The sequence below is a fragment of the Chryseobacterium carnipullorum genome (assembly GCF_003815695.1).
Classification (GTDB): domain Bacteria; phylum Bacteroidota; class Bacteroidia; order Flavobacteriales; family Weeksellaceae; genus Chryseobacterium; species Chryseobacterium carnipullorum.
Genome location: NZ_CP033920.1, coordinates 3,286,103 through 3,310,408 on the forward strand (window position 1 = coordinate 3,286,103; position 24,306 = coordinate 3,310,408).

General features: G+C 36.8%; 11 protein-coding genes. 6 read left to right on the forward strand and 5 right to left on the reverse strand.

What is annotated here, in order from left to right; genetic code table 11:
• The first annotated feature begins 1 nt into the window (after position 1).
• The gene (locus EG346_RS14860; protein ID WP_123879622.1) at positions 2–10,558 is read left to right on the forward strand and encodes a non-ribosomal peptide synthetase; all 10,557 of its coding nucleotides are present in this window, start codon (positions 2–4) and stop codon (positions 10,556–10,558) included.
• A 527-nt stretch (positions 10,559–11,085) separates the two neighbouring features.
• On the opposite strand, the gene EG346_RS14865 is transcribed toward EG346_RS14860, so the two are convergent.
• The gene (locus tag EG346_RS14865; RefSeq protein WP_073335670.1) at positions 11,086–12,039 is read right to left on the reverse strand and encodes an aminoglycoside 6-adenylyltransferase; all 954 of its coding nucleotides are present in this window, start codon (positions 12,037–12,039) and stop codon (positions 11,086–11,088) included.
• A gap of 775 nt (positions 12,040–12,814) precedes the next feature.
• Between EG346_RS14865 and EG346_RS14870 the strand changes: the two genes are divergently transcribed.
• The 3 genes from EG346_RS14870 (at position 12,815) to ccsA (ending at position 18,925) form a co-directional block, all read left to right on the forward strand.
• Positions 12,815–13,774 carry a TauD/TfdA family dioxygenase gene (locus tag EG346_RS14870; protein ID WP_123879624.1) on the forward strand — a complete coding sequence of 320 codons (960 nt, stop codon included), beginning with the start codon at positions 12,815–12,817 and terminating at the stop codon, positions 13,772–13,774.
• 461 nt (positions 13,775–14,235) lie between these two features.
• The gene (locus tag EG346_RS14875; RefSeq protein WP_123879626.1) at positions 14,236–15,000 is read left to right on the forward strand and encodes a thioesterase II family protein; all 765 of its coding nucleotides are present in this window, start codon (positions 14,236–14,238) and stop codon (positions 14,998–15,000) included.
• 607 nt (positions 15,001–15,607) lie between these two features.
• Positions 15,608–18,925, forward strand: a complete 3,318-nt coding sequence (gene ccsA / locus EG346_RS14880; protein ID WP_123879628.1) for a cytochrome c biogenesis protein CcsA — start codon at positions 15,608–15,610, stop codon at positions 18,923–18,925.
• A 256-nt stretch (positions 18,926–19,181) separates the two neighbouring features.
• Here ccsA and EG346_RS14885 read toward each other — a convergent pair whose 3' ends face one another.
• Positions 19,182–20,228 carry a serine hydrolase domain-containing protein gene (locus EG346_RS14885; RefSeq protein ID WP_123879630.1) on the reverse strand — a complete coding sequence of 349 codons (1,047 nt, stop codon included), beginning with the start codon at positions 20,226–20,228 and terminating at the stop codon, positions 19,182–19,184.
• Between the two features lie 155 nt (positions 20,229–20,383).
• Positions 20,384–21,508, reverse strand: coding sequence for a helix-turn-helix domain-containing protein (locus tag EG346_RS14890; protein WP_123879632.1), 1,125 nt, complete (start codon positions 21,506–21,508; stop codon positions 20,384–20,386).
• Positions 21,509–21,733: 225 nt separating this feature from the next.
• Between EG346_RS14890 and EG346_RS14895 the strand changes: the two genes are divergently transcribed.
• Positions 21,734–22,216 carry a hypothetical protein gene (locus EG346_RS14895; protein ID WP_123879634.1) on the forward strand — a complete coding sequence of 161 codons (483 nt, stop codon included), beginning with the start codon at positions 21,734–21,736 and terminating at the stop codon, positions 22,214–22,216.
• Complete coding sequence (locus tag EG346_RS14900; RefSeq protein WP_123879636.1) at positions 22,191–22,736, forward strand: helix-turn-helix domain-containing protein; 546 nt, start codon at positions 22,191–22,193, stop codon at positions 22,734–22,736. The genes EG346_RS14895 and EG346_RS14900 overlap by 26 nt, the downstream gene beginning before the upstream one ends.
• Before the next feature lie 260 nt (positions 22,737–22,996).
• Here EG346_RS14900 and EG346_RS14905 read toward each other — a convergent pair whose 3' ends face one another.
• Both EG346_RS14905 and EG346_RS14910 read right to left on the reverse strand, forming a co-directional pair.
• Positions 22,997–23,971 carry a hypothetical protein gene (locus EG346_RS14905; protein ID WP_123879638.1) on the reverse strand — a complete coding sequence of 325 codons (975 nt, stop codon included), beginning with the start codon at positions 23,969–23,971 and terminating at the stop codon, positions 22,997–22,999.
• A gap of 67 nt (positions 23,972–24,038) precedes the next feature.
• Positions 24,039–24,272, reverse strand: a complete 234-nt coding sequence (locus EG346_RS14910; protein WP_047486272.1) for a helix-turn-helix domain-containing protein — start codon at positions 24,270–24,272, stop codon at positions 24,039–24,041.
• Positions 24,273–24,306: the final 34 nt, after the last annotated feature.

Genomic DNA, 24,306 nt, shown 5'->3' on the forward strand with positions numbered 1-24,306 from the left:
TATGGAAGTTTTTGAAATATTAGAAAAAGCAAAGACATTAGGAATATCTGTAAAACTAAAAGAAGGAAGCTTAGTTATAAAATCTGAAAAGAAAAATATAGATGCCGATTTCTTAGGAGTTTTAAAAAACAATAAAGCAAGCATAGTCGACTACTTAAATATTTATAAAAAAAGAAATCGTTCTTCATTTATTACCTCATACGAAGAAATAAAAGTTTACGATCGAAATTTATATGAGCATATTCCATTATCCTTTGGTCAGGAGCGTTTATGGTTCTTAGACGGATTGTATGGGAGTGTGGAATACCATATACCCTTTGCGCTGAAACTTTCGGGTGATTTGGATAAAAAGGCTCTTTTCCTGAGCCTTAAAGAAATTGTTAGCCGTCATGAGGTACTTCGCACAATTATCTATTCAGAAGAAGGGGTGGGCTATCAGAAAGTCCTTCCACCGGATGATTGGGAGCTTTCTTTCAAAGATGTAACTACCGATTCTTTTGTATTGACGGAAGAATTAAAATCTTTTCTGTCAATGCCTTTTGATCTGGGTTCAGATTACATGTTCCGTTCGTGCCTGTATGATCTTGGAGGGAATGAATACGTCCTGGCAGGAGTGTTTCATCATATTGCCAGTGATGGTTGGTCCCAAAATATATTAATTGGTGAGTTCATTCAGCTTTATCGCTCCTATGTCTCTGGTAAAGAATTCAATTTACAGCCATTATCCCTACAGTATGCAGATTACGCGCTGTGGCAGAGAGAACATATAGAAGGTGCTGTTATCGACAAGCAATTATCCTACTGGGAACAGCAACTACAAGAGGTAAGTGTCTTGGAACTAACGAAGGATTATGCACGTCCGGCCGTGAGGAGTGTCTCTGGAGCGACCCTTTCTTTTGCACTGGACAGTGCCCTGAGTGCGGAGGTCAACTCTTTGAGCCGGGAGGAGGGCGTTACCGTTTTCATCACCCTGTTGACTGCCTTTAAAGTCCTGTTGAGCAGATATAGCGGCCAGGAGGATATTTGTGTGGGTACTTCAGTAGCCAACCGTAACCAGAAGGAGCTGGAAAATATGATTGGTTTCTTCGTGAATACCTTGCCTCTCCGTACCCAGGTAAAAGAGGATTCATCTTTCCGCGAGCTTTTACAAGCGGTTAAGCAAACGACCTTGGATGCCTACGTTCACCAGCACGTTCCCTTTGAGAAGATTGTAAATCGTGTCGTTAAAACACGTGATACCCGTGTAAACCCTCTGTTTCAGGTGATGTTTTTGTTGCAGAATGTGTTAGATTCTGAAAATACAGAAATTAAAAAAATAGAAGGACTGAAGTTATCTGGTTACGGAGAACGACAACTGCATACCTCACAATTCGATTTGACGCTAACGGTAAGTGAAACTGCTCAAGGATTTAATGTGGGTATAAACTACTGTACAGATTTATTCAAGGCAGAAACGATCCAAAGGATGTTCGCTGATTATCAAGAGCTATTACAATCGATTGTTAGCTCCCCATCTTCACAGACTGGTAATCTATCGATGCTCACCGGAGAGGAAAAACACCGTCTTTTGAAGGTGTTCAACGATACCGCTGCAGACTACCCGAAAAACAAGACCGTAGTAGATCTTTTTCAAGCACAGGTGGCAAAAACCCCCGAGGCCATAGCCGTAGTTTGTGATAGAGAGAGCTTGACTTACAAAGAATTGGATGAAAAATCGAATCAGCTAGCCTATTATCTCAGGACAGAATGTGAAGTCGTATCGGAAGATATTATTGGTATTTTATTAGATCGCAGCACCTGGTCAATTATTTCAATATTGGGAATTCTAAAATCAGGAGCATGTTATTTACCTATTGATAAGGCATATCCATCCGCTAGGAAAAAATTTATTGTAGAAGATGCCCGGGTTAAACTCTTAATCATCGAATCCGAAAATTTATCTGATGTATCGGATTACGAAGTGCCTGTATTTGCTATTGACACTCAATTCGATCATTTGGCAAATGGTACCGCTAATGCTGAGTACAGCCCGTCGCCAGATGATTTAACTTATATCATTTATACTTCCGGTAGTACAGGACAGCCTAAAGGTGTTATGGTGGAGCACAAGAATCTGCTCAATTACGTATTATATTCTATTGATCGTTACAGAACCGGTAATGATCGTTACAGCTTTCCTCTATTTAGTTCTCTATCCTTTGATTTAACACAGACAAGTATCTACTTAACTTTGCTTACAGGAGGGGCATTATATATTTACAAGGATAATAATGTGAGTGATGTTTTTGCAGATGTAGTTTCAAACGAGTTGATTAATTCCATCAAATTAACTCCAGCTCATTTGTCCTTTTTCAAGGAATTAGATAACTCAAAGATACAGTCTTACATTATAGGGGGCGAACAGTTAACACATTCAGATTTAAAAAATTTAGGAGTCCTGCATCCGTCAGCAAGAGTATTCAATGAATATGGTCCTACTGAAGCTACGATAGGATGTGTTGTTTCTGACGTGACCAACTACGAATCAATTGAAAATATCACCATAGGTCATCCCATCTCAAACACTCAGATTTATATAGTCAATACCCATGGAAATTTAGTGACCGTAGGTGCGGTTGGTGAATTATGTATAGGCGGTGCTCAAGTGACAAGAGGGTACTTGAACCGGAAAGAATTAACCGCTGAGAGATTCGTTCCCAATCCTTTCAAAGAAGGTGATCGTTTGTATAAGACGGGTGATTTAGCCAAATGGCTGCCTGATGGGAATATTGAGTTTTTAGGCAGAAAGGATGACCAGGTCAAGATCAACGGATACCGTATTGAGTTGGGCGAGATCGAGAATGTATTGTCAGGAGTACCGGGAGTCATCCAATCCTGTGTTTTGGCCAAAGAGGACGAACATGACGACAAAAGACTGATTGGCTATGTGGTACTGGATGGAGATCTTGACAAAGAGGCATTGCAATCACAATTACAGGAAAGTTTACCTGAATATATGGTTCCGAGGTTGTGGGTACGACTAGACGAAATGCCACTTACTGTCAATGGCAAGATCGATAGAAAAGCATTATCGGATATAGACTCTTCTGCCTTGTCCGCGAAAGCCTATGTTTCTCCACGAACAGCAATCGAAGAAAAATTAGCTGAGATCTGGCAGGAATTGTTGGGAGTTGAAAAGGTAGGTATCTATGACAACTTCTTCGAACTGGGAGGGCAAAGCTTATTATCGATCCGTTTGATAGCAAGGATAAGAAAGCTAGGCTACACGGTGAATATTGGAGATTTTTACACAGATCCTACAATCGCTCAGTTGAGTACGAAATTAACTTCTACTGAAGAAGGATATAAGGTTCCTGAGAATGGTATTGTAAAAGATTGTGAGTATATCACTCCTTCGATGGTAACCCTGGTGGATTTGAGCCAGAATGAACTGGATACCATCATGGACCATGTTCCGGGAGGCGCTGCCAATATTCAGGATATTTATCCACTGTCACCTTTACAGGAAGGTATTTATTTTCACCATCTGATGAGTGATAGAAATAATGGTGATCCTTATGTATTACCTATTTTATTATCTTTCCCATCATCAGACAATCGTTCAGGATTTTTCGATGCCTTGAGGTTTGTTATTAATCGTCATGATGTGTTGCGTACCTGTGTTTTAAGCGATGAACTTTCTAAAACGGTGCAGGTCGTATTGCGGGAGGTGAAATTGAATGTAGAGGAGTTGACTATAGATACCACTCAAGAAATTTTACCACAGGTAGAACAGGCAGTTGAACATAAAAATTTATGGATAGATCTATCAAAAGCACCAATATTACAAACAAAAATAGCCGATGATGTAGCTAATGATTCATATTACGCGGTGATCTATTATCACCATTTGATGACCGACCGTATAGGCAGAGTTAAAATGATAGAGGAGATTGAGCTTTATCTGTCAGGACGTGCAGATTTACTCCCGACTCCCGCTTTATACCGAGATTTTATAGGGCATACCTTGAACAAGGAGAAATTGGAGGAAAGCAAAAAGTACTTTGGTGAACTATTCGGAAAGATTGAATCACCCACTTATCCTTTTAATTTATCAAGCATTAAGATGGATGGCAGTACCAATGTTGTTTCATCAAGAACGATATTGTCCTCTGAATTATGTGATGGTATTAGAAAAATATCAAAAGACCTGCAGATGAGCCCGGCTGTAGTGTTCCATGCGGCCTTTGGCCTTGTTGTGGGAAGATGCAGTGGTGCAGCTTATGCTCTTTTCGGTTCGGTACTTATGGGAAGGTTGCAAGGATCCAAAAGTTCGGAATCTTCTATGGGCTTGTTTCTGAATACCCTGCCTGTGTTATTGGATCTCAAAGGAGATATCCCTTCATACATTGCCCAAACAAATAGCCGTTTACAATCGCTCTTGGATCATGAACATACTCCTTTATCAAACGTTCATAATTGGAGCGGGATTCCCAATGATATCCCGATGTTCAGCGCCTTGTTTAATTATCGCCATCAGACAAAAGATAAATCAGCCTATAGTTTGGATACTCCTTTTGATACAGGGATAAAATCTTTATTAGCTACAGAAAGAACAAATTATCCAATTAATTTAGCAGTAGAAGACTACGGCAATGGTTTTGGTTTAACATTCGATATATCTTCTGTAGGAATTGATCCTTCTGCTATGGTATTCTACATGGAAGAAGCATTGAATGAATTGCTTAATCATATGGATAAGCCATCGCAAATAACAGTTGAGGAATTGTCAATTCTAACGAAACAGGAAACTCATCAATTATTAGAAGTATTCAATAATACCGCTGTAGACTATCCGCAAGACAGAACGCTGGTTGACCTGTTTGAAGAGCAGGCGAAAAACACCCCGGAATCTGTAGCCGTAGTTTATGAGGGCGAGAGTCTGACCTACAGAGAATTAGACGAGCGTTCGAATCAGTTGGCTCATTACCTGATGGATAAAGGAGTATCTGTAGAAGATCTGGTAGGAATCTCTATGGAGCGCAGTCTGGAGGTGATCATCAGTATCCTGGGAATCTTGAAATCAGGAGCAGCTTACGTGCCTATAGACCCCGATTATCCACAATCCCGCATCAATTACATGATAGAGGATTCAAAAGTTAGAGTTTTACTTAGTGCTCATAATTGTGCAAACCTATTCACAAATACTGATCATCTGCATATTATATCTTTGGATAATGAATGGGATAATATAACGGGGAAGTATGCGGTAGAAAAGCCGGAAAGAATAGCTTCACCAAATAACCTGGCCTATGTTATCTATACCTCCGGAAGTACAGGAAGGCCAAAAGGTGTTATGGTAGAGAATAAAAATATATCCAACTTTCTTTATTGTCAAAAAGATTTTTACCAGGTTACTGCTGAAGACCAGTTTTTGTTATTTTTTAGTTTTTCTTTCGATCCGTCAGTAGAACAAATTTTTGTTCCATTGCTCAATGGCGCTACTTTACATATTGTACCCAAAGTTAAATTGCTCAATGTAGAAGAAGTTGTTCAATTACTTGTAGAAAAAAAGATTACGCATTTACACGCAGTGCCGTCGTTTTTAAGAGAGCTACCGTATGTAGAAGGAAATTATTTGAAAAGAATAATCAGTGGAGGAGATGTATTTGACAGAGAAATATATAAGAAATGGGGAAATAAAGGCATAAGAATTATCAATGAATTTGGTCCTACAGAAACAACGATAACATCAAGTGAACACGAGCTGGACGAAGATACTATGCCATCGGATATTGGTAGACCAGTAGCCAACACACAGATGTATATCTTGAGCGAAGAAGGGAGATTATTACCTGTGGGAGCTACAGGAGAATTGTTTATTTCTGGTTCCGGAGTGGCAAGAGGCTATTTGAACAACGAAGAGTTAACCAATGATAGGTTCATTTCCAATCCGTTCAAAGATGGAGAGCGTATGTACAAAACAGGTGATCTTGCCCGTTGGCTGCCTGATGGAAATATTGAGTTTTTAGGAAGGAAAGACAACCAGGTAAAGATAAGGGGATACCGTATTGAGCTGGGCGAGATCGAAAACATATTGTCAGGATTACCGGGAGTAACCCAATCCTGTGTTTTAGCAAAGCAAGACAGTGATGGGAACAGTCGATTGGTGGCTTATGTGGCCAGAGAGAACGGCCTGGACAAGGAATTGCTGCAATCCCAGTTAGAGGAAAGACTGCCAGAGTATATGGTTCCCCGATTATGGGTAGAACTGGACGAGATGCCGTTGACCTCCAATGGTAAGCTGGACAGGAAGGCATTACCGGATATAGACTCCTCTGCTTTGTCCACCAAAGCCTACGTTGCCCCAAGAACAGAAATAGAAGAACAATTGGCAGCGATATGGCACGAGCTGTTAAAAATTGAAAAGGTGGGGATCCATGATAACTTCTTCGAACTAGGTGGCCATAGTTTATTGGCCACTCGTTTGGTATCCATGATACGAAAGGAGATGGATGTAGAAGTGACGATCCGCGACGTCTTTGCCTATACTACTATAGGGACCTTGGGAGCTTACCTGCTACAACAGGAAAAAGGAATTTTGCTGCCTGAGATTATCAAAGTTGAGGAAAGACCAGCCAGGATACCCTTATCCTTTAGTCAGGAACGTTTATGGTTTTTAGACCGATTGCAGGGGAGTGTGGAATACCATATACCCTTTGCGCTGAGACTTTCGGGTGATTTGGACAAGAACGCTCTTTTCCTGAGCCTTAAAGAAATCGTTACCCGTCATGAAGTACTTCGCACAATTATCTATTCAGAAGAAGGAGTGGGTTATCAGGAGGTCCTTTCACCGGATGAATGGGAACTTTCTTTTAAAAAGATCGCTCATGGCGCTTCCGCATTAACGGAAGAATTAAAAGCGTTTTTATCAGCTCCTTTTGATCTCGATTCAGATTATATGTTCCGTTCTTGCCTGTATGATTTGGGGAATAATGAGTACGTCCTTGCAGGGGTGTTCCATCATATCGCCAGTGATGGCTGGTCCCAGGGAATATTGATCGGTGAGTTTGTGGAACTGTACCGCTCTTATGTTTCTGGCAGTCAATTAGCCTTACCAACATTGCCTTTGCAGTACATTGATTATGCACTGTGGCAGCGAAAGAATCTGGAAGGCGCTATCATCGAAGATCAGTTATCTTATTGGCAGGACCAATTAGAGGGTGTAGGTACATTACAGTTGCCCACCGATTACAGACGTCCTGCATTGCAGAGTGTCTCGGGAGCGACTCTTTCTTTTGCGCTGGACAGGAGCTTGAGTACAGGAATTAACTCTTTGAGCCGGGAGGAAGGTGTTACTTCTTTCATGACTTTGTTAGCTGCTTTCAAGGTCGTATTGAATAAATACAGTGGACAGGAGGATATTTGTGTAGGCACTTCAGTAGCCAACCGTACCCGAAAGGAACTGGAAGGGATGATCGGTTTCTTTGTCAATACTTTGGCTCTCCGTACCCAGATTAAAGGGGATGCATCTTTCCTGGAGTTACTGAAAGAGGTCAGGAAAACGACTTTGGATGGCTACGACCATCAGCAGGTTCCTTTTGAGAAGGTCGTAGAACGTGTTACAAGGACACGGGATATGAGTATAACTCCTCTGTTCCAGGTGATGTTTGTTTTACAGAACACACCGGATGCAGTGCAGATAGAGATGGATGGGCTTACTTTGAGCAATTATGAATCACAAGGGCAGGTCACTGCAAAATTTGACATAACAATAACCATAGAGGAGAGTGAGGCTGGTTTTTCTGTGAATATGAACTACTGTACGGATCTGTTTAAAGAAGAAACAATCCAAAGAATGTTCTTCCATTATCAGGAAATCTTACAATCCATTGTTGCATCTCCAGCCACTCAGGTAGGCAATTTATCGATGCTCACCGGACAAGAAAGACACCAGTTACTAGAGGTGTTCAACGATACCGCTGTAGACTACCCGAAAGACAAGACCGTTGTTGACCTTTTTGAAGCGCAGGCGGTAAAAACTCCTGACGCTATAGCAGTGGTTTATGAAGGTGAGGGTCTTACATACAGGGAATTGGACGAGCGTTCCAATCAGCTGGCTCATGACCTTATCAATAAAGGAGTTTCTGCAGAAAATCTGGTAGGTATCTGCATGAACCGCAGCCTGGACATGATTATCGGTATCCTGGGAATTCTGAAGTCAGGCGGAGCTTATGTTCCTATAGATCCTGATTATCCACAATCCCGTAAGGAGTATATGTTGGAAGATTCAGGGGTTAAGATATTGCTTAGCGATAGCGATTCAGATCAATATAAAGACAACCTGGATGTTATTCTGTTGAATAGTGAATGGGATCGTTTTGATAAAGTATCCAAGGCTAAAATAGAAAGGGTGGCTTCTCCATCCAACCTGGCCTATATTATATACACCTCTGGAAGTACTGGAAAACCTAAAGGAGTTGCTGTCACTCATTTTAATCTGTCAAATTTCCTTTCGGGAATGGTTGATCGTTTAGAAATGAAAGACTTACAGGTTTTTCTTTCGGTGACAACCTATACATTTGATATTTTCTATCTTGAATTGTTCACTCCATTATTACTGGGAGCAAAAGTGGTAATACTGGATAAACTAAGCATTAGAGATGGGAATAAACTTCAAGGAGCGATAGAAGCTTATCAGCCTGATTTTATGCAAGCGACACCATCTACATGGCAAATGTTGATAGATAATGGTTGGGAAAACAAGGAAGATGTATGCATTTTAACAGGGGGAGAAGCCATCAATGAATCCTTAAAAAATAACCTTACCGATATAAGTACAACAGTATGGAATTTATACGGGCCTACTGAAGCCACTATTTGGGTTACTGCTCAGAAACTAAGAAGTTCACAAAGAGTAACTATTGGTAATGGTATCAATAACATCCATCTGTATGTATTGGATAAAAACGATCATATTTTACCTGTAGGAGTTGCCGGAGAATTGTACATAGGAGGTTCAGGAGTAGCAAGAGGCTATTGGAACAATGAGGAGCTGACCCATGAAAGATTCATTGCCAATCCTTTCAAAGAAGGTGATCGTTTGTATAAGACGGGTGATTTAGCCAAATGGCTCCCTGACGGGAATATTGAGTTTTTAGGCAGGAAGGACGATCAGGTAAAAATAAGAGGTTACCGTATCGAGCTTGGTGAGATCGAGAACACATTGTCCCGATTACAGGGAGTAACACAGTCCTGTGTTTTGGCAAAGCAGGACAATGAAGGGAACAGCCGATTGGTTGCTTATGTAGTCATGGAGACAGAACTGGATAAGGAAGTGCTGCAATTACAATTAGGGGAAATCCTGCCAGAGTATATGATTCCCCGATTATGGGTAAAACTGGACGAGATGCCGTTGACCTCCAATGGCAAGCTGGATAGAAAAGCATTGCCGGATATAGACTCATCTGCATTATCTGCGAAAGACTATGTTGCGCCAAGAACAGAAACAGAAAAGAGATTGGTTGAGATTTGGCAGGAACTGTTAAAAATTGAAAAGGTCGGCATCCATGATAACTTCTTCGAGTTAGGAGGGCATAGTTTATTGGCATTTAAAATAGTTACTCATATAAATACAATATTTGATACAGATATGAGGATCGCCTTACTTTTTGAATTTCCAACCATTTCCCAGCTAGCAGCTAACATGAATGCAAAAAGCTTATTTGATAATGATATTCTGATTCCCCTACAGAAATCCGGAAATAAAAAAGCGCTGTTTTTAGCACCAGACGGATCAGGAACATGTCATGTCTATGGGGGACTAACTGAATCTCTGGGAAGCAATCAACCTGTATACGGGTTTCATAGTCCTGGTTTAGACGGAGAATCAAAGCTGGCAGAGTCGCTTGAGGAAATGGTAACACGGTTTGTTGATGAAATGCAAAAAGTAGATCCGCATGGGCCTTACCGACTCGGAGGTTATTCCTTTGGAGCAATAATAGCTTATCAAATGGCATTACAACTGAAAGAAAAAGGATTTGAAGTTGATGAGTTAATCTTTTTTGACGGAAAACCTGAATCTGAAATAAATGGTAACATCGAAGAAGAAGACAAGGCTTTTAAAAACTTGCTGGAGACCTTAGTTGAATTTTTTAAAGATGGTGATGGGATTGGTTTTGACTTTGATTTTGATAGTGAAAGTTTCAATTCAAATGATTTATTTATTGAAGGTAGTGTAGATGAGCAAATTAATCATATATGTGAAAAATTACGACCAAAGAATGAAAAGGAATTTAAAGGAAGATTGAAAGTAAGATTTAACAATTATCAGTTTAGTCGCTCATACCAATGTATAAATAAAGAGAAATTAAATACAGATATTTCACTATTTAAAGCGATTCATAAGACTGAAGAAATCAACGGAGAACCAGTAATTGTGGATAATATCGGATTTAATTATAACTGGAATCAATATACTCACCAACAAGTAACGGTATATCCAATTCCTGCAAATCACCATAACATTTTAACAAATAAGAATAATATAAAACAGATTACAGAATTATTAAAAGGATAATATGACAAGCTCTGTCTCAGTGACGTGATAGAGCCTGTTTAAACATTAAACAATAAAAGTTTGTATACTAAGGTTTTGACTAAAAATAATTTAATGAATTGATATTCAGTCAGGATTGCAGTGAGAACAGAAAAGAAGAAAACAGATTTTAAGCCCCTCTCAAAAAGGGGCATAAAACTGAAAAATGATTTTGTAATCATTATGAATAAATTCAGATGAGGAAGTTTTATGAAACACGTTTCATAAAACTTTTTCTTTGTCTTAAAAGGCTGGAAAATGCGGTGCTGGTCCTACAAAAAGTTTAGAGATTAATGTTCGGTTTAACCATTAAGAACAGCATGTATTTTATTGAATGGGATATTCATTTTTCAAATAAAAAGTAGTTTTTTTATCTGTTTTGCTTACCAAAGAATATAAAAAAGGACGATTTAAAAAAATCGCCCTTTTTTGTTCTTTAAAAATTATTGTTGGTACTGGTGGGTTGTTTCTCAGCAGGACCAGTAAAAATTTATTTAATAAAAGGTAAATTATATTGTTGTGAGCACGGGAGCATCATTACGCTCATTTTGAATAGATAATGTCTTGATTTCGCTTTCTAGTAAAGAAATGATGCTTTTTTCAAGATCAGGTAAATGCCAATCGCTTACCCCTTTACAAGCAGATTTGTAAAATGAAATATTTTTTAACAGCGTTGCGTAGGCTTCTTCTTTTTTATGATTAAACATTAAATCATTCATGATCTCTTTGTAGTAATCATTTCCCCATTTTTTAATATGCTTTCCTTTAAAAATTGCAGACTCTCTGTGAGGATTTAGCTGTTCCTTCCAAACCAGAAGTTCTATGATTATTTTTTTTAAAACATTGTCATTGGCCAGAACACCATAAAGCATATCATCTCTTTTAATTCCAATGTAAACCTTATAACACATTTGCCAAAATCCATTGTAATTAACCTTAAAATTTTCTTCATTAAATTCGATAGTCTCAAACTGATACTCTTTAACAAGCTGATTGATTACCGGATAAAATTCATCACGACTGTAAGCAATTTTGTATCCTGAAGACAAGTTGTATGAAAACGAGGCAATATAGTTGTCTACTCGCAGTGCTTTAAATAAAAAACGAAAAGCCTTGAATTTTTTCAATTGAATGTATCTTTTTGCTAACACCAATAATTTTTTATCAATTATTGTTAAATCCATGCAAAAAAGATTGTCAAACAAAACGCGTGGGCGTACCGTAGCCTCACCTTGTTGAAGATAAACTGACAAGACTGAATTTGGAAAACTGGATAGCCATTCAGTCTTATTTTGGTTATTGTATTTTTTAACGTCATCTGTGAATACAAAAACATCTAAATCTGATAAAGAATCTGAAGATTTTTTACGGTCTAAATGGAAAAATGATCCAAAAGTAACAATAGAGCAGATGTCGGTATTGGACTCACCAAATTTTTTTAATATTTCATCTAAATTATTCATGGTACATAGAATTATTGAAGTGTATAAATATGCCTGTTTTTCAAGGAAAGCATACTTTTTCGTTTAATCTTCAAAGATAAGAAAAAAAAATATTTTTGTAAAACTTATACCGTTTGGAGACTCAGAAATATTCGGAATATTTTTTCTTTATTTGGGTTTCATTTGGAGAAAATATACTATTTCACGAACTGGTGAAAAGATTGTATGGAATGGTGGTTTCTGCTATCGGTTGCTCCAGATCATTTCAGGCATAAAAACCTTTTTAAAAAGTTACATCATCCAAACCTTATTTCTCTATAGCGTTGACTTAAATTGGCTGAGATGATTTATGTAATAAATTGTTTGTTAATTGCTTATACAGATTCAGATTGAAAATAACACAGTTTTTAGTGTTTTAATTAATTTTTTCAAAATAAATTTGTAAATTGCTTTTCGGTTGTTTGTAACTGTATTTGTTTGATAGTCAGCAGGATACGTCAGTTTGTGTTGAGCTAAACAACTTCTGTTACAATACACAATGAGTATTGACAGCATATTGGCAAATAATTAGTCTAATTAAAAATAGCCAATGCCGGAGATTTTTACAATAAATCAAAATTATCGGGAAGAATCACCTACTGATGAGCATTCTTTCAGGAATCTGTTATTGTGAAATTTAAATCCACCCAAAAGACCTATTTTGTAACAAGGTGTACATTTAAAAACTCTTAAAAACTCATAGTGGAACCCCTTAAAAAGTAGTAATATAAAATTAATAACTGAAAATAAACGAAAAATGGACGCAGAGAAATTAGAATCCTTTAATGGGATTGATATGGTGTATCATGTTGAAAACAAGGAAGTATCACCATTGGATTGGGCAAAGGAAAATCAGGAAGAAGTAAAAACCATTTTAGAAAAGACCGGAATTCTTCTTATCAGAGGTTTTAATGAGGTGAATGAAAATGATTTTGGGGGAATTCTTTCCTTATTGCTGGGAGCGGAGCTTATTGATTATACATTCAGATCCACCCCACGTACAGAATTGGGAAATAAAATTTTCACAGCTACCGAATACCATCAAACCGAATGGATTCCACAGCATAATGAGAATTCTTACTCCAATAAATGGCCATCTAAAATAGGGTTTTTATGTAAAGTAAAGGCAGATAAGATGGGGAATACTCCTATTTCTGACAGTAGAATTGCCTACAACGAAATCCCGGCAGAAATCAGAGAGGAATTTGAAAGAAAAAAAATTATGTATGTTAGAAACTACTCTAATATTGACCTGCCTTGGGAAGAAGTATTTCAGACTCATGATAAAAATGAAGTAGAAGCTTATTGTAAAGCCAATAACATTTTAGCGGAATGGACTCCCAATGGACTCAGAACAAAACAAATAAATCAGGCTACTCTTGTTCACCCTGATACCAATGATAAATTATGGTTTAATCAGGCACATCTGTTTCATGTAAGCAATTTAGATAGTGAATTGAGGGAAGACTTAATCGCAATATTAGGGGAAGATAATTTACCTAGAAATACCTACTTTGGTGATGGAAGCCCGATCGATCCTAAAGTATTAGACGTAATAAGAGAAGTCTATGATAAAACTAAGATAAGTTTTGATTGGCAGGAAAACGATTTGTTATTGCTGGACAATATGTTATACACTCACGGTAGAGAACCGTTTGAAGGAAAAAGAAAAGTACTTGTCGGGATGGCAAAAGAATACAGTCTGCCTTTAAACTAAGGATTTCAGCCGGCAATAGATAGAATTCACTTGTATCAGAAAGCGAAAATGTTGATGACCGGAAGAATTTAGATTGATAAAGAGCAGCAACTTCTTTACGAGCACTATATTGGTCTATTCAAAAGGCACAGATTGACCATCTGTACCTTTTGAATAGACCAATATTGATTTTCATTTGTAATGAAAATCAATACAAATACCAAATAGTAAAAGTTTTCCATTGAGTTGGGATATTACATAAAACATGATAAGCTGAAATCGGCATAAGAATAATTAATAACGTTTAGTTATTAACCGCTACAGAGTTGAAAGAATATCTATAAACTATACCCTTTGTTACTATGGGAGTCCATCATTATAAGCAAACTAAAATTGGTCTATTAATGGGCCCTACGAAAATAAACATGCTTAAAATTCTTATATTTGCACCTGCTTTCTAAGACTAAAACCATCGCCTATTTATGAATACATTCCAGGGAAAATATATGAACAGTACTACGACGGCTAAGCCGAAAATTATCGCCATTCCTTTTGCTGGTGGTAATAAATACAGTTTTAATAAAATAGAAAAAGAGATGTCTCCTGGTTTTGAATGGATTACATTAGAGCTGCCAGGAAGAGGGGATCGGTTTACAGAACCCTTACTGGACAATCTCCCTGACATGGTCGACGATCTATTTGTGAAGATACGTCAACATATCATTAAAGAGGAATATCTGCTTTTGGGTCATAGTATGGGATGTCTTCTTGGTTATGAACTTATGAAAAAGCTTCGCGAAAATAATTTGAAATTACCATTATGTACATTTTTTCTTGGAAGAGGGGCGCCGGAGCATAATCGTTTTAAGAATAAGAAATCAGCTCTTCCTCAAGAGTTATTTTGGGACGAGATAAAAAAAATGGGAGGTATGCCCAATGATTTTTTTGACCAAAAAGACTTATTGGAAATCTTCTATCCCATTTTAAAGAACGATTTTAGAGCGATTGAGAATTATAATTATTTTAAAATGGATAAACCTTTTTCAATTCCCATGAATATAATAATGGGAAACGAAGAAATAGGAGAACAAGCAGAAAAGACTTCAATAAAAGAGATGAAAGATTGGGGGAATGAAACAGATGCTGATTGCACTTTTGAAATCCTGGAAGGAAATCATTTTTTCATCCATGAAAAATCAAAGATTATTGCACAAAAAATGATGCAAAGTATCTCTCAAATTGTGTAAGCTGAAAAATTATTCTGAAAATTTTTCTTTTGTCGTTTTTCCGGGATGTCCTTTTTAGAATTTTTAGTTTGATAACGACCTAAACAAATCAAATCAGAGAATTTTGTAACGATCATCTTTGTCTTCAATCATGCACAGTTGGATATTACTGATTGACAGGGCAGATTGTGAATATCATGAACAGAAACCGGGACAAATAGATACGCTGAAAACTCCTGCAATAGAACTCTGGGGATAGAGTATAAGAATAGCACATCTAAAGACTGGCTCTTCATTCAAAAATGTATTGTAAAGATCCGCGAAAATCTAATCAAAAACTAAGCCGTGAAAGTTTTTTACCTGATGGGTTTAAATAGGAGTAAAATGACGTTCACACATCTTTCCAGGGTTGTTTCATGAAAGATTGTTGAAGAATAAAAGACTTTTGCACCTTCAAAACCCATACGATGAAAAAGATAAATTTTCGTGAAGAATAAGTAATCACTTCACTAGCGGCTTTGGAAAATTATATTTATATTTGCAGTCGTTTGATTCCATGGTAAAACTTCCCTCTATAACTCTTTAAAATCAAATATATATAAGTAATTTATCAAACTCCTATTTGATTATGAAAAAACTCCAGAATATATTAATTTCTACAAGGACAATGGCGGTTTTGCTTTTGGTCTACGCATTTTCCATGGCCTATGCCACTTTTTTAGAAAACGATTACGGAACCCCTACCGCCAAAGCTTTAATTTATGAAGCAAAATGGTTTGAATTAGTCATGGTTCTGCTTATTCTCAACTTCGTAGGAAATATCGCAAGGTATCGTCTTTGGAAAAGAGAAAAATGGCCTGTTCTGGTATTTCACCTTTCTTTTATCCTTATTTTTGTAGGAGGGGCTATTACAAGATATATCAGCTTTGAAGGAACAATGCACATCAGGGAAGGCGAAACTTCCAATGAAATTGTGACCGACAAGAATTTCTTTAAGATCCAGGTCGAAGAGAAAGGAGACGTTCTCAATTATCAGGATGTTCCTTATCTGATGTCTCCACTGCATAAAGACTTTAAAGCAACCTATGATTTCCACGGAAAGGAAGTAAAGGTGTTTACAAAAGACTACATCCAGAGAAAAAAAGACAGCTTAATTGCTGAGCCCAATGGGACTGAATATCTTCATCTGGTTTCCACAGGAAGTACAGGAAGACAGAATATCTACATCAAACCGGGAGAAACAAAATCTATTAACGGAACTTTGGTAACATTCAACAGAGCGATTGACGGTGCTGTAGAATTTAAAAAAGAAGACGGGAAAATATTGATCAAAACACCTGTTGATGCAGCCTTTATGACCATGGCAACCCAGGCTACAGGAAGTACCAAGAAAGATGAATTCCAGCCTTTGGTACTGAGAAGCTTATATACGATTAATGAATTGAAACTGGTTGTTCCTGAAGGCCTTAAAAAAGGAAGACTGATGGCGTATGAGGGAGACAGAAAGAAAGATGCTATGGTACCTGACATGCTTAGAATCGAGCTTCAGGGACCTAAAACGAAGCAATTGGTTGATCTTTCCGTAGAAAAAGGAAATCCAAACGCATTCAAGCAGGTAACCATGGACGGACTGAATATAATGGTGGGTTTCGGGCCTAAAGTCTATAATACGCCTTTCGCTTTGAAACTTCATGATTTCGTTATGGAAACCTATCCGGGAAGTAACTCTCCAAGTGCTTATGAAAGCCACGTAAAAATCATTGAAGAAGGAAAAGAAACTCCATATAAAATTTACATGAACCACGTTCTTAACCATAAAGGCTACCGTTTCTTCCAGTCCAGTTTTGATCCGGACAGAATGGGGACCGTACTTTCTGTAAACCACGATTTCTGGGGAACGCTTATTACTTATATCGGATACGCATTTCTGTTCTCAGGAATGTTTGTGATCTTCTTCTGGAAAGGAACTCATTTCTGGAAACTTAACCAGCAACTGAAGAAAATGAGCCAAAAGAAAATGGTTGTCATCGTAGCATTACTTCTTTCTTTGGGATTGAATGCTCAAAAAATTGAAACTCATGGCACTTCCGACGGATCGTCGAAAACACCAATCAGTACAACAGCAGGAGATCAAAACCAACATCGTCATGCTGATGGAACGGTACACACCACGGCAGAGCACGAAAAAGCAATGCAAAGTGCAAATTCAGGTTCTGAACAGAATTCGGTGGCAAAATCCTTCAATAAAATACGAACGATTTCTGCTGATGAAGCCATTGCAAAAACCAAAATTTCTAAGGAGCATGCCGAGAAGTTTTCTTATTTGTTGGTTCAGAATTATGAAGGAAGAATTGTTCCTATGAGTACGCAAGCGCTTGACGTTTTAAGAAAACTTTATAAAAGCGATACCTTCAAAGGTTCGGACGGAAAATATTTAACGGCAGACCAGTGGTTTCTATCTATAAACACCGATACGCCTAGCTGGACAATGGTTCCGATGATCAAAATTATTAATGGTGGCGATATACTGAAGAAAAAAGTAAAAGCGAACGAAGATGACTACACTTCTTTAATGAATATGTTCCCTGTAGATGAAAATGGACAGCTACATTACGTTTTGGAAGAAGATTACAATATAGCTTTCCGTAAAAAACCTGCAGAACAGTCAAAATATGATTTGGCAGTAATCGATCTGAACGATCGTGTTCAGGCCTTTAACGAATTCTTTAGCGGTCAGTTTATGAGGATTGTCCCTGTTAAAAACGATCCGAATTCTACTTGGCACTCTTGGCTGGGTCAGAATTTTGAACCGGATCCGGAAAGTCAGGCCGTTATGGGACCGTATTTCTCAGCAGTTTTGGAAGCGCAGAAAGATGGAAATTGGGCTAAAGCAGATGCAGAACTTCAAAAGCTGTCAGACTATCAGCAAAAATGGGGGAAAAATGTAGTTCCATCGAAAACAAAAGTGGAACTGGAGGTATTTATGAATAAAGTAAATATCAATTTTAAACTTTTGATTTTCTATACCTTAGTAGGTGGTTTAATTCTATTGTTTGGCTTCATCGAGCTTTTCAAACCAAATAAAATATTAAATAAAATCATCAAGGTACTGATCGTTATTGGCTGCGTTGGATATTTTTTCCAGTTTTTAGGATTAATCGGAAGATGGTATATCTCCGGCCATGCACCTTGGAGTAATGGTTATGAAGCGATCATCTTTATATCCTGGGTAGGAATTACAGCAGGTCTGGCACTTTACAGAAATTCTAATGCACTGATTCCTGCAGCAGGATTTACGGTGGCAGTGATGATGATGGGATTTGCTCACGGAGGTTCTGCACTAGATCCGCAAATTACACCGCTGGTTCCGGTTCTGAAATCATATTGGTTGATTATTCACGTTGCGATCATCGCTTCCAGTTATGGGATCTTGGGATTATCTTTTGTCATTGCCATTATTTGTTTGCTATTTTACATTGTTGCAGGGAAAAAATCTTTCAAACTGCACAACGATCATACCTTAAAAGAACTTACCATCGTTTCGGAAATGGCATTAACGATAGGGCTTTACGCTCTGACTATAGGAATGTTTATGGGGGGTATTTGGGCTAACGAATCTTGGGGAAGATATTGGAGCTGGGATCCAAAGGAAACCTGGGCTTTTATTTCGGTAATGGTTTATGCCTTTGTACTGCATATGCGTTTGGTTCCGGGATTAAGAAGCCGATGGGCATTTCATGTAGCTTCCATGTTGGCTATTTCTAGTATTGTAATGACTTATTTTGGGGTCAACTATTACCTAAGTGGTTTACATTCTTATGCAGCAGGAGATCCGGTTCCGGTTCCGCTATGGGTTTATCTTGGTTTGGCTTTTATGTTCATACTTTCCGCGGTATCTTACTTTAAGTTTAAATTTTTAAAAAAAACCGCAAAAATTACAAGTTAATTTAATTACAAAAATTCACAGATCATCCGAATTGGATGGATCAACAGATAAAAAAGAATCCGTCTCACAACCAATTTGTGAGACGGATTCTTTTATTTAGATTCTATTACGACATTGATCTTCAAACTCTTTTACTGATGATTTCGTTCGTTTAAGTCAAATTATTAACAGATCAAGAGAGGATTACAGATCCTTTATGTGAAAGGGAAAAGAAGATGATGAAACTTTACAAACTGCTGTTATGAGCTGTTTAATTTTAGTTTCCATTGATGTCATCATACAATTGATCCACTACTTTTTCTAAAATTTCTCCTGTTTCATGAAAGCTGGTGTTGGTCAATATGGATATCCCTATATTGTGTTTAGGATAAATCACAAACCAGTTCTGCATTCCGTAGATCCCTCCGTGATGTCTGTATATTAATTGATGGTCATTTTCTATGATGTACCAGTGATACCCTTCCCAAAAATCAGAACCTTCTTTGTATAATTTTGTATGAGATTCATTGACAATAGGATTCGACTTGTCTAGTTGCAGTTTCATATACTTCACCAGATCCGTAGTCGTAGAGTGCAATCCTGAAATGCCACCCCATAACGTTCTGTTGAAATTAGGCATTAATTCATTTTTATCGTTATAGCCTTTGACCAGTCTTGTTCTGTCATTTTCATTGAGGGTAAACTTGGTTTGATTCATACTATTGGGTTTCAAGACAAATTCAATGACCAGTTCCTCAAATGGTTTTTGATACACTTTTTCAAGGATGTACGCGGTCAGCTCCGGAGCCGTGTTTGAATAGGAATAAACTTCTCCGGGTTTCGTCTCAATGTTGATGAGTTTTAATCCTTCCAAAAATGCCTTTTTATTTTCACTTTTTATAGGGAAGTTTGGAAATCCACTGGTATGGGTGATCAGGTGTTTGATTGTTATAGGTTCACCTTTAAATGCTAAATTGGGATAAGGTTCGTCAAGATAGATTCTGATATCATCCTCTAAATGTATTTTTTGATCAAGTACGGCTTTAGCGGCGATATACCCGGTAAAGGTTTTCGTTACAGAAGCCAGCTCATAAAGGGTAGAATCGTTGGGTTTGTTTCCTTTTCCAATCGTTAATTCTCCAAAATGTTTGATGGTGGATGTTCCATCTTTAAGCACGGCAATGGAAACCGAATGAAATCTTTTGTCCTCCAATAACTGAAGCGCATTTTTTGTAATGGCATCTTCAACATTTTGGTTATGGATGGGCTGAACACTTTTACATCCAAGTAAGGCAAAAAGTAAAATAAGGGTTACATATTTCATGGTCAGAATTTTAATTTGATATTGATAATCTGATGCAAATATGCTGTGGAGAATCCTGGAAAAAGTCCGTATAAAAAAGTCGGACTCATTTTAATCAATAAAATGAGTCCGATTATCTGCAATCCAAAGTCTGAGTATTTACAATAGTTTAATTATCAACTGTTTCTGAATGCGGTTGGCGTTGTGTTCGTGTATTTTTTAAATGAGGTATGAAAAGAAGATTTTGAATTGAAACCCACTTCATATAAAATTTCCAGCACCGTATATTCTTTTTTTGTCGGATCTTTCAGAAGGGTCATTGCTTTTTTAACGCGGTATTCATTCACGAAATCAAAAAAGTGCTGATTGAGGTGATGGTTAATTAATACAGACAACTCACGAACAGGGATATTCACCTGATCTGCCAATTCCTGAATCGTTAATGAAGGCTCTAAGAATGGTTCTTTTTCAACCATAAATTTTTTAAGCTGTTCGATCTGAAAGCTTTTGGTTTCGTCGGTTGTATTTTCAGTTTCCAGCGTTTCTGCAAAATCTTTTGTCGGTTGTAAGGTGGAATCAATTCTGCGAAAAAGCTCAGGATAATGTAATGCCTTTAAGATAAACCAGCAGGCCGCCAATAAAAAGGAAGTGCCTGCCAGAATGTGCAGCCAGATAAACAGATCGTTGTATGCGGTATACCGTATGATATTTTTAAAAATAATACAGACATGGATGAACAAGAAAATGAGGGTAAGCTGAAACAGCCATTGGTACAGCAAAGTGTTGGGATTCGTGTAGTTTTCAAGATAAATCTTCTTGTATCTTTTGAGGATCATGAATACGGCAACGATATAAAAGAAAAACTGCAGTTCCCCGATGAGCTGATACACCAACATTTCAGGGGAGCTCCACATCGTTGTAAAGAAGTCTTCTTTTGCGGTACCTTCAGCCAGATAAAGCTTTGGAACCAACATTAAGTTGGCAACAATGAAAGGAATAAGATGCAGCAAATGCTTTCTTTTTAGGGTGAAATCAGAATAACAAACGGCATTCACGTAGAGATAGAAAAGAGGCATGACCAATAAGTAAGCAGATATTTTGAAAGCTTTCAGATTATAACTATCCACAAAAAGATGCATAAAAATTCCGCTGATATCAATGGCATTAATGATAAGGAACGCTGCAAATAATCTGTTTTCCAGTTTTCTTTCTGTTTTTACCGTTAACAAAAATACGGCAAGCAGCAACGATACAAAAACAGCCATCGCAGCAATAACTTCCAGAAAACTTAATTTGTCCATTAGTTTTTTTGTAAAAATAAGACAAAATATTTTGCTCCAGTGTGGAAATTCTCCCGACTTTGAAGTAGTAAATAAGATCATTTCCTTTACACTTGCTTCAAGTCAGGAGACTTTGAAGAGCTGGTAATATACCTTAGCTGAAGTTGAGCAAGCTGCCTGAAAAAGAATTAATTTGTGATAAAGTTTACATATAATGTAAACTTTTTTTTGTATATTTGTTAAGCAATGTACGTATTAAATAAAATTACGGGTGAGAAACAGGCTGCAACAATAACTAAAATTGCTGCTGCTGAAATTTCGCAAATTAATAAAACTAAACGGTTTGATTTTAATTGGAACAAAGAAAAAGCCTTTCATGTTTATAAATTAACCGTAGAGGGGAAAGAAGAACCCATAGGGCTGTTATCTATGGAGGAACGGTCTCAAGATTATGCTTTGGAAATCAGGCTTTTGGCGGCCTCCAAAGAAAATGTTGGTCAAGCGCAGGAATTTAGCCGGATTGCGGGCTGCCTTATTGCATTTGTCTGTAAAGAAGCATTTAAAAGAGGGTTTGAAGGATTTGTTTGCTTAAAGCCAAAAACAAAGCTTGAGAGACATTATATGCAGCAATATGGACTACAGTCCACTAAAATGTATTTGATCACTGAAGGAGAAAATTCATTACAATTAATTCAGGAATATTATGAAGACAAACAGGAAAGAAATTAAGGAAACCAATTTTTCAAAGTTTACAGGTGAAGAACTTGCGGATGCTTTTGTCTTCCCTGCGGATAAAGTTTTGAGCGCGAAGGAGAAAAAAGAGGAAGATGATTTTTGGAAAGCCCGCCGAAACCAATTTGAAAATCGTACGCACAGGCAACAAATGTATTCCGGATTGTTACAGCTAAAGTTTCAATTGGAAGATTATACAGATAACAGCCAATATGTGGAAGCTCTTAGTTTTGGATTTTTTTTAAATGAATATGTTAGCAGACAGGATAAAAAAGATAAGGACTTTGCTGTTGAAGTAGGTGTTAAGCCGACTGTACTTAGCCAATATATTAATAATCACCGAAAGCCAACAGATGAGTTCATCATCAGACTAGAATTACATTCTAGCGGGATGATTCCTGCCATAAGTTGGTTTAAGGTTGTTCAAAAAGATAAAGAACATGAGATCATGACCAATCAAAAATTAAGAGAGGAAGAAAGTAAGTATGTTAAAAATAGACTTGGATTTGCTTATTAGCTTTTGCTTATTTTAAAGGGAGATGGCCTTGCTTCAAAGTTGGGAGACTTTGGAGAGTAGTGTATTGCTTGTGTCAAAAAATCTTATAATATCAATTTACATCATCCTTATTTCTGAAATATCTAACAATCTGTTTTTTTTATTAAATTAGCTATGGTCTAATGAATTCTTTTAAAGGAAGATGCTTAATGGTACCTTTAGGTGTACAATATTTGTTTATAGCTAAATCAAAATTTGTACGAACACATCTGCATCTTGCATTAGACCATTTTCTTTAAACTACAACTTTTTAATACAGTTTTTCTGAATACTTTTTGTGATAGTAAGTTTTCGTTTTTCCAATTTGTAGGAAACCCAACTTCTTCAATCAATTTTATTACAACCTCATAGGTTTTATCATTCTCATTGTTCTTTATTTTTTCATATCTGAGAACATGTTCATATTTTAAGATAGTAAATTGATTATGCTTATTATTTTCAAATGAAATAACCCAATGTCTATCCGGTTGAAAAGATAGTAGCTGTTTTAAATATGGAATTACAATTAAAGAATCGTTTTTGTAGCTTTTTAATCGAGTTTTTCTAAACATATGTTTCCATCCATATTTAGATATTTCTATATTACCATAAAGTGGATTATTGATTTTTTTAATATTTTTATATGAAGTTCTAATATTTTTTCTGTGTTTGGAAATAGGGATTAGTTTGATTTTCTTGAAGTTTAGAATTACTCCTCTTGAATTGAAATTTTTTAGCTTATTGCTTCTACTTATACATCTTGCAACTTCAAACTTAGTTGCGGGAGACAAAATATGGTTTTTTCCAAGTTCAACAACCTTTGGTATACTGTTACTATGAATATATGCCCAATAATTTTCTCTAGTCAAATGGTCGTACCAAACTAAACAAATATCATTTTGGGATTTTTGAGCTTCTTTTATTCCTTTTGAATATAACTTAATTGTATTGTTAGTGATTTTTCCAAAAGATGAACCTGATTTTACTTGACATAGAAGAAGTGTTCTTTTTCCTATTATCCAAGGATGATTGAAAGACAAAAGCAAATCAATTTTCGAATTATCTTCATTTCTAGTTCCCCATCTTAACTCAGCATTGAGAGCTTGAATAAGATTAGCAGCAGAAATAACTTCTGAATCATTTCCATTTTGGGAATTTAAATCTCGGGTTAATTTGGAGTCTGCTTTCAGTTCTTTATTTATAAATAAAGGCTTCATAAAATTAAAAGTCTTATAACAATTTTATAATCATTTTTGTGGTAGCTTGATTAAAACGTTGCCGGGTTTATTCATTTATAAGTTTAAAGAAATCAGATAAACTAATTTTTCTTGCTTCACATATTTTAAAAAGTGTTTCAACGGGTATTCTGTAAGTTTCTTCACTTTTAATTTTTCTAATGGTACTTTCTTCTACACCATGATTTTTGGCAAAAGAATTTTGTGACTTGCCTTCTTGAAGCCAAGGTATCAACCATTTTTTTGTAATGTATAAACAAATTTTTTCGTTTATATCCGTCATAAAGCAAATGAAATAATTAAATAATAAAAAATCA

Coding starts and splice junctions, on each gene's coding strand:
- EG346_RS14860 (WP_123879622.1), top strand. CDS start 2: ATGGAAGTTTTTGAAATATTAGAAAAAGCAAAGACATTAGGAATATCT.
- EG346_RS14865 (WP_073335670.1), bottom strand. CDS start 12,039: ATGAATAATTTAGATGAAATATTAAAAAAATTTGGTGAGTCCAATACC.
- EG346_RS14870 (WP_123879624.1), top strand. CDS start 12,815: ATGGACGCAGAGAAATTAGAATCCTTTAATGGGATTGATATGGTGTAT.
- EG346_RS14875 (WP_123879626.1), top strand. CDS start 14,236: ATGAATACATTCCAGGGAAAATATATGAACAGTACTACGACGGCTAAG.
- ccsA (WP_123879628.1), top strand. CDS start 15,608: ATGAAAAAACTCCAGAATATATTAATTTCTACAAGGACAATGGCGGTT.
- EG346_RS14885 (WP_123879630.1), bottom strand. CDS start 20,228: ATGAAATATGTAACCCTTATTTTACTTTTTGCCTTACTTGGATGTAAA.
- EG346_RS14890 (WP_123879632.1), bottom strand. CDS start 21,508: ATGGACAAATTAAGTTTTCTGGAAGTTATTGCTGCGATGGCTGTTTTT.
- EG346_RS14895 (WP_123879634.1), top strand. CDS start 21,734: ATGTACGTATTAAATAAAATTACGGGTGAGAAACAGGCTGCAACAATA.
- EG346_RS14900 (WP_123879636.1), top strand. CDS start 22,191: ATGAAGACAAACAGGAAAGAAATTAAGGAAACCAATTTTTCAAAGTTT.
- EG346_RS14905 (WP_123879638.1), bottom strand. CDS start 23,971: ATGAAGCCTTTATTTATAAATAAAGAACTGAAAGCAGACTCCAAATTA.
- EG346_RS14910 (WP_047486272.1), bottom strand. CDS start 24,272: ATGACGGATATAAACGAAAAAATTTGTTTATACATTACAAAAAAATGG.